Here is a 7,585-nt window from a genome sequence, read left to right as displayed (position 1 = left end):
GATTCCTTTTGCCTCATTGCTGGAGGATGCAATCCTGAGTGGACCAATGAATTTCTACGGCAAGTCACACAAGCTTATCCAGATGACTATATGTTACTTGTCATGGATAATGCTATAGGGAATAAATCAAGTACCTTAGAGATTCCAAGTAATATTGAGTTGGCTTTTATCCCACCTTATACACCAGAAATGAACCCTATTGAACAAGTCTGGAAAGAAATTCGAAAACGAGGTTTCAAAAATAAGGCTTTCCAAACATTGGAAGCCGTCATTAATAAGCTTCAAGAAGTTATTCAAGGACTGGAAAAAAGCGTTTTAAAGTCCACTGTCAGCAGACAATGGACAAGGTTGCTTTTTGAAAATGATTGAGTATAAGACTAGAAAAAGGAGAATAACATGATCGATGTAGAAGAAATTCTGAGCAAGATGAACCCCAATCAGAAGATTAATTATGACCGTGTCATGCAGAAGATGGTACAAGTATGAGAGAAAAATGAGCATCGGCCAACCATTCTCATGCATGTTTGCTGCGCCCCTTGCAGTACCTATACCCTAGAATATTTGACCAAGTATGCAGATGTGACCATCTATTTTACAAATTCTAATATCCATCCTAAGGCAGAATACCATAAGCGTGCCTATGTTACTAAGAAATTTGTCAGTGATTTCAATGAGAGGACAGGAGATGTGGTTCAGTACCTAGAGGCTCCCTATGAACCAAATGAATAACGTAAGTTAGTCAGAGGACTGGAAGAAGAGCCTGAAGGTGGCGACCGTTGCAAGGTTTGTTTTGACTACCGACTGGATAAAACAGCGCAAGTGGCTATGGACTTGGGCTTTGACTACTTTGGTTCAGCCTTGACCATCAGTCCTCATAAGAATTCTCAAACCATCAATAGCATCGGAATCGATGTGCAAAAAATTTACACGACCCACTATCTTCCCAACGATTTCAAGAAAAATCAAGGCTACAAACGTTCAGTAGAGATGTGTGAGGAGTATGACATCTATCGTCAATATTATTGTGGCTGCGTCTATGCAGCCCAAGCCCAGAATATTGACCTGGTTCAAGTTAAGAAGGACGCCACAGCATGCTTGTTGGATAAGGATGTTGAGAAAGACTATTCTCATATCAAATTTATAGTAGATTGAAACTAGAATAGTACACCTTTACTTCTAAAACATTGTTAGAAATCGATTTGACTGTCCTTATTTCATTTTACTATACTATTACGAAATTAGATATATAAATGAAAACTTGCCTCAAGGTAGTTTTTTTTGCTAGTAGAAAAGCGATAGACAGAAATTGTTGGACTCTTAAAAAAATGAAGTTTTGCTCAAAAGAGCTTCTTAAATTAAAACGAGCAATTATCAGTTCAAATCTGTTTCAAAAGAAGAACGGATAAATTAATCGATGCTTTGTTTTTGAGTTAGGAAGTTAAGCATGCCAAACTGAGTCGTAGGAATAAATTTCTTTATAGAAATGTGTTACAACTCTGCTATAACGGAATATTCCTTTTTTGCATTTATACAACTTATTTAACACTATCTTTATTCTTGTGATATAATGTCAAATTATAGAGTGGAGGTCGTTTAAAATGATTGATAAAGTAATTGAACAATATAAAAGTCATGATAATCTTGATATTCGAGTAGAATTGCATAAGAAGTATTCAAAAAATAAATTGGGATTTAATAATTGGATATTTTCTAACTACCAAATCACTGATGAAGTAAAGGTTCTAGAATTAGGATGTGGTACAGGAGAACTGTGGAAAAGCAATAGTGATTCTATAGATAAAATGAAGCAGTTGATTGTTACAGATTTTTCTAAAGATATGGTAAAATCAACGAAGTCAGTGATTGGAAATAGAGACAATATCAACTATGAGATAATGGATATTCAAAAGATTTCTTTTGAGAATGAAACCTTTGATATTGTTATTGCTAATATGCTTCTACATCATGTGAATGATATTCCTAGAGCGCTATCTGAAGTGAATAGGGTCTTAAAAACCGAAGGCATTTTTTACTGTGCTACATTTGGTGAAAATGGAGTTGTAAATTATTTGGCAAATTTATTTAAAGATGAGGTTAATCAAGATTTAGAAAATAAAACGTTTACTTTACAAAATGGTAAAAGGTACCTGAGTAGGTGTTTTAACTCTGTCGATACATTACTCTATGATGATGAGTTACAGGTAACTAGTATAGATGACCTAGTTAAATACATCCAATCGTTTAAAGGAATTTCAGAAATAGGTTCACTAGAAGAGGAAATAATACGTAAAAGATTGGAAACTGAGTTTAATAATGGTATGTTGATCATTCCTAAAGAATATGGTATGTTTATCGCTCGAAAAGAAAGTTAAGGGAATGAAAGTGTGAAAAATTACGGAGAAGCTTTTCGATATTTTAGAAAATTAAACGGATATTCTTTAGAGTATGCTGCAGCTGATTCTATATCAAAATCTCAACTTTCTAGATTTGAAAGGGGAGAAAATGAAATTTCTCTTTCAACGTTTTTTGAATTATTATCAAATATCAATGTTTCGATAGAGAATTTTTGTAATTACCTAGAAAATTATAAAAGATCGGAGTTTGATGATTTTTTGGTTAATTTATCTCCAAATTTTTATAGTTTGAATACTAAAGGATTGGAGGAAATAAAAAATGAGCAACAAAAACTTTTTGAGAAGAGTGGGGAAAAAACTCATAAAATAAATACAATTATGGTTCAGGGATTATTAAATCAGATAGATTGTAATCATGTAGTTAGTAGAGATGATCTAAATTTAGTGTATGACTATTTATTCCAGAAGGAACGATGGGAGTCCTATGAGATAACGCTGATTGGTAATTTATATCATCTTTTTGAAATAGATTATATTTACATGGTCGGAAAAGAAATACTAGAGCGTACACATTATTACGAAAAAATCGGCAAGAATAGAAATTTAGTTGTGTCAGCTTGTTTAAATTTTTGGTTCTGTTGCCTTGAAAATTCACATCTAATATATGCAGACTACTTTGAAATGAAATTAAAAAAATTATTAAAAGATGACACAAAAGTTTTTGAAAAATCTACATTCAAATTTGTAGAAGGATATAAAATATATCTGACTGAATCTAAAGAATCTGGAATTAAACAAATGAACAATGTCATAAAATATTTTGAGTTTATTGAATCTAAAAGTATTGCTTTATATTTTCAAAAACGATTAAATGAGCTGGTAGATTAAATAGCATTTTCTCTGTAAAGATATTATTTTTAAAATGTTGTGCTAAATGATTGATGCTATGTGGAAATAAAAAAATACGAAGTTGACCTGTATTTTTTATACTAATCATTTTCGTATTTTTTGTATTAAACGATATAAGTTTGTTGTAAACTTACAAGGAATAAAGACATTAAAAAATAACAGTATATCTATTTGTTTTATATATTTTACGAATTCTGCATAAATCTCTTTCTAGTAAGGTGTTGTAACTCTGCTATAATGGATTTATTCCTTTTTGTTTTTACACAATTTATTTTATACTACCAAAAAAACAAGGTCAGGATTTTGTTCCTGACCTTTGACAACTTTACCGATTCTTTAGTTCTACATAGCGCTTGTACCAAATGTTGACATAGGCTTCTGAGAAAGGACCACGTCCATTGTTAATCCAATCAACAAGAATTTTGACATGTTCTTTTAAAATATAGTCCAAATCATCAGAATAATTCATTTTGCGTTTGTGACGCTCGTACTCTTCAACGTCCAAGAGACGTTTTTCCCCATCTGTAAAAATTTTAACATCCAAATCGTAATCAATATACTTCAGTGCTTCTTCATCCAGATAGTAGGGGCTAGCCATATTGCAATAGTAAGAAGTTCCATTATCACGAATCATGGCAATGATATTAAACCAATATTTCTTGTGAAAGTAAACAATAGCCGGTTCTCGAGTGACCCAACGACGACCATCACTTTCGGTAACAAGTGTATGATCGTTGACACCAATAATGGCGTTTTCTGTTGTTTTTAGTACCATGGTGTCCCGCCAAGTTCGGTGGAGACTCCCATCATGCTTATAACTTTGAATTGTAATAAAGTCGCCTTCTTTTGGAAGCTTCATAACTAACCAACTTTCTACAATTTATAAGTTTATCATTTACTATTGTACCATAAAATTACCTAAAATCTGTGAATTTCACTTGGAAATATTAAAGATATTCTCTAAGAGCGCTTGCTATATCCGAAAAATCGTAGCCCTTTCGTGCTAAAACTTGAGTTAAACGCTGCTTCAGTTCGTATCCTTCATACTTTCGAGCATACTTAGTATATTGCTTATCAAGTTCCTTGAAGATGAGTTCTTGAGTCGTTTCTTGGTCAATTTGGCTATCTAAGTCGTCAAAGGCAATTTTAGCATCAGAATAAGAGAAGCCCTTGTTAGTCAAGCTCTGGATAATCTTATCTTGCAGGGCACGAGCTGGAAGTTTTCCCTCATATTTTTTCAATAGTTTATTAGCTACACGTTGAGCAACTTCAGAAAAATCAAATTCTTTCAAGTTCTCTTCTATAGTAGATTTTGAAATCCCTTTTTGAGCTAGTTTCTGAGTCAGCACATAAGGACCCTTGTCTCCTGACAGTTGATTAGCATTGATGCTAGCATAAGCGTATTGGCTATCATTGATCCACTTATCTTCTTTAAGATTAGCAATGACTTGAGAAACGATGTTTTCATCAATATCGTATTTTTTTAGATATTCTCTGACCTCTTTTTCAGTGCGTGCTTTAAAGGATAAATGGTAGAGAGCCAGATTCTTACCATAAGAAAATTGAGCAAAGTCCTGAATCTCTTTCAATTCCTCTTGGCTTATCACCTTATCTCTCGATAACATAAAACGAACAATTGTGTCTTCGGTGATATAGCATTTGTCGCCATTATCAAGCTCCATCAGATAGAGTCTTTTTTTCTTTTCAAGTTTTGTGATTTTCATAATTTCCTTTCATCTAAATGCTTCGAAAGCTGCAACAAGTCGGAGTTTATCCATATCTACATATTCTCTACCGTAATAGTCGAGAAATAATTCAGCATACGTAGCATCTTGTAGGTTGTAATGAAGGGACCAAATTGCCCAAAAGAGGTCGATATGTCGGTCACTAAAACCAGCCAATCCCAAGTCAATAAAGCAAGAAAAATGCGAGGCATCCTTCAAGATGAAATTTGGCAGGCAGGCATCTCCATGAATAAAAGCATCAGCTTTGAGAAGGTGACCTTTCTCTTGTATTAGTTGGTAAGCTTCTTCACGACTGTGAATATGAAATTGAGGCAGAAGAGTCTTGTTATAAAAAGTCCCCTTCTGATAGTTGTTTAAGGCTTTTTCTTTATAACGCTTCAGATGATTTTCCGACGGAAAAGATTGTGGTTTAAGACTGTGAAGTTTGTTTAATGCTTGAGCTAGGGTTTGACAGAGTTTTTCGGGTTGATTTAAAAAATCGAGAGCATTTCTGCCAATGGCTTCTTTGGTCAGAAGGAAGTCCTTTTTTGCTGATAAATAGGTAATCACTGGAGTTCCCAATCCTTCAGTTTCGAACCAATTTGCAATCTTAGCTTCTTGAGCTAATCTGCCTTTTTGATCTATTTTTAAATAGTAACCTGAATCTATATATAGGACAGTTGCACTTGAATGAGAAGAACTATCAGAGAGATTAGCTCCCTTGATATAGCTTCGTAATTGTTCAGGGAAATCTAGTATACTAAAGCGAGGTGTTTTTGAATTCATGCTTTTATTGTAACATATTCTTAAATATCTTAGAAACTCCATGGTATAATAGACCTATGAATCTAAAAATAAAACAAAAAATACCATTAAAAATCAAGCGCATGGGAATTAATGGTGAGGGAATCGGCTTTTACCAAAAAACATTAGTCTTTGTACCCGGTGCTCTCAAAGGCGAAGATATCTATTGTCAGATTACTTCTATTAAACGTAACTTTGTTGAAGCGAAATTATTAAAGGTCAACAAAAAGTCTAAATTCCGCGTTGTGCCAGCTTGTACTATTTATAATGAGTGCGGAGGCTGCCAAATCATGCACCTGCATTATGATAAGCAGCTGGAGTTCAAGACGGACTTGCTTCATCAAGCGCTGAAAAAATTTGCTCCTGCAGGATATGAAAACTATGAAATTCGTCCAACTATTGGAATGCAGGAACCAAAATATTACCGAGCCAAGTTACAATTTCAGACTCGAAAATTTAAGAATCAGGTCAAGGCGGGCTTATATGCACAAAACTCTCACTATTTAGTAGAGTTGAAAGACTGCCTGGTACAAGATAAGGAAACCCAAGTGATTGCTAATCGCTTAGCAGAATTACTTACTTATCACCAGATTCCAATCACGGATGAGAGAAAAGTTCTAGGTGTCCGTACTATTATGGTCCGACGCGCGAGAAAGACCGGACAGGTTCAGATTATTATTGTTACAAACCGCCAGCTTAATTTAACCCAATTGGTAAAAGAGTTGGTTAAAGATTTCCCAGAAGTTGTGACAGTAGCTGTTAATACAAATACAGCTAAAACCAGTGAGATATATGGTGAAAAGACAGAGATTATCTGGGGGCAAGAGAGTATTCAAGAAGGTGTACTCGATTATGAATTTTCACTATCCCCTCGAGCTTTCTATCAACTAAATCCTGAACAAACAGAAGTCCTTTATAGCGAGGCAGTAAAAGCGCTGGATGTTAGTAAAGAAGACCATTTGATTGACGCTTATTGTGGAGTTGGAACAATTGGTTTTGCCTTTGCAAAGAAAGTAAAAACACTCAGAGGTATGGATATTATTCCAGAAGCTATTGAAGATGCCAAGCGAAATGCTAAAAGAATGGGATTTGACAATACTCATTATGAAGCTGGAACGGCAGAAGAGATTATTCCTCGTTGGTACAAGGAAGGCTACCGAGCAGATGCTTTGATTGTTGACCCACCACGTACAGGTCTGGATGATAAGTTATTAGATACTATTCTTACTTATGTACCAGAAAAAATGGTCTATATTTCTTGTAATGTTTCGACCTTGGCTCGTGATTTGGTACGCTTAGTAGAAGTCTATGATCTTCATTATATCCAGTCGGTCGATATGTTCCCACATACAGCTCGAACGGAAGCAGTTGTAAAATTAATTAAAAAATTTTAAAAAAGTAGTGTCAATCGAAAGTGATGATGCCCCAAAAAATGGTGAGATTGAGGGCAATTATTTTGCTTTCATTAGCCTCACAGCTCCAAGCCTCTTATCAAATGAAATGCTTGTCTTAGACTCCTTACTTTCTCTCTCCTAAATGTAAGGGATAGAGTGATTTCCTTTAAGGAACAGCTTCCCATTTAGCGAGAAATAGATTATACTTGTAGCTGAGGAGAATGAAGCTCCTCACTAGTAAACTCTTCATAATCCTTTTTATTTTTCTGAAGATATTGTTTGAAAGATGTGAGTTTCCACGGATGGGTTTGTGGAGGGATATACTTGCGTCTTTCTTTTTTTGTTCTGGTTCTGATTCAAAGTTTTTCGAATAGAGTTCATGAACTAGTAGCTCCTTTGT

The 7,585-nt window shown here is 34.5% G+C and carries 7 protein-coding genes and 2 pseudogenes; 5 read left to right on the top strand and 4 right to left on the bottom strand.

What is annotated here, in order from left to right; genetic code table 11:
* The 4 genes and pseudogenes from HT729_RS09470 to HT729_RS09455 all read left to right on the top strand — a co-directional run.
* The coding region (locus tag HT729_RS09470) for a transposase (RefSeq protein WP_172931957.1) at positions 1-369 on the top strand (369 nt) is incomplete at its 5' end.
* A 27-nt stretch (positions 370-396) separates the two neighbouring features.
* Positions 397-1,152 (top strand): annotated as a pseudogene (locus HT729_RS09465) (epoxyqueuosine reductase QueH).
* 446 nt (positions 1,153-1,598) lie between these two features.
* Positions 1,599-2,372, top strand: a complete 774-nt coding sequence (locus HT729_RS09460; protein ID WP_138705302.1) for a class I SAM-dependent methyltransferase — start codon at positions 1,599-1,601, stop codon at positions 2,370-2,372.
* 12 nt (positions 2,373-2,384) lie between these two features.
* Positions 2,385-3,242: an Rgg/GadR/MutR family transcriptional regulator gene (locus HT729_RS09455; RefSeq protein WP_000800707.1), complete on the top strand. Its 858-nt coding sequence runs from the start codon at positions 2,385-2,387 to the stop codon at positions 3,240-3,242.
* Between the two features lie 346 nt (positions 3,243-3,588).
* On the opposite strand, the gene HT729_RS09450 is transcribed toward HT729_RS09455, so the two are convergent.
* The 3 genes from HT729_RS09450 to HT729_RS09440 all read right to left on the bottom strand — a co-directional run bounded on the left by HT729_RS09450 (position 3,589) and on the right by HT729_RS09440 (position 5,773).
* Positions 3,589-4,122, bottom strand: a complete 534-nt coding sequence (locus HT729_RS09450; RefSeq protein ID WP_000775321.1) for a DUF402 domain-containing protein — start codon at positions 4,120-4,122, stop codon at positions 3,589-3,591.
* A gap of 88 nt (positions 4,123-4,210) precedes the next feature.
* Positions 4,211-4,987 (bottom strand): recombination regulator RecX, encoded by a 777-nt coding sequence (gene recX, locus HT729_RS09445; protein ID WP_000705109.1) that lies wholly within the window; start codon positions 4,985-4,987, stop codon positions 4,211-4,213.
* Positions 4,988-4,996: 9 nt separating this feature from the next.
* A complete protein-coding gene (locus HT729_RS09440; protein ID WP_138704793.1) occupies positions 4,997-5,773 on the bottom strand; it encodes an aminoglycoside 3'-phosphotransferase in 777 nt (258 codons plus the stop codon).
* Positions 5,774-5,829: 56 nt separating this feature from the next.
* On the opposite strand from HT729_RS09440, the gene rlmD reads away from it, so the two are divergent.
* Positions 5,830-7,185, top strand: coding sequence for a 23S rRNA (uracil(1939)-C(5))-methyltransferase RlmD (rlmD, locus tag HT729_RS09435; RefSeq protein ID WP_001049497.1), 1,356 nt, complete (start codon positions 5,830-5,832; stop codon positions 7,183-7,185).
* A 200-nt stretch (positions 7,186-7,385) separates the two neighbouring features.
* On the opposite strand, the pseudogene HT729_RS11785 reads toward rlmD, so the two are convergent.
* A pseudogene (locus tag HT729_RS11785) lies at positions 7,386-7,585 on the bottom strand (ISNCY family transposase); the annotation flags it as partial.

It is taken from the genome of Streptococcus sp. 79, from assembly GCF_013277425.1.
Lineage (GTDB): Bacteria > Bacillota > Bacilli > Lactobacillales > Streptococcaceae > Streptococcus > Streptococcus pseudopneumoniae.
The sequence above is the reverse complement of the archived record's forward strand: the minus strand, read 5'-3'. Positions and strand labels throughout refer to the sequence as shown.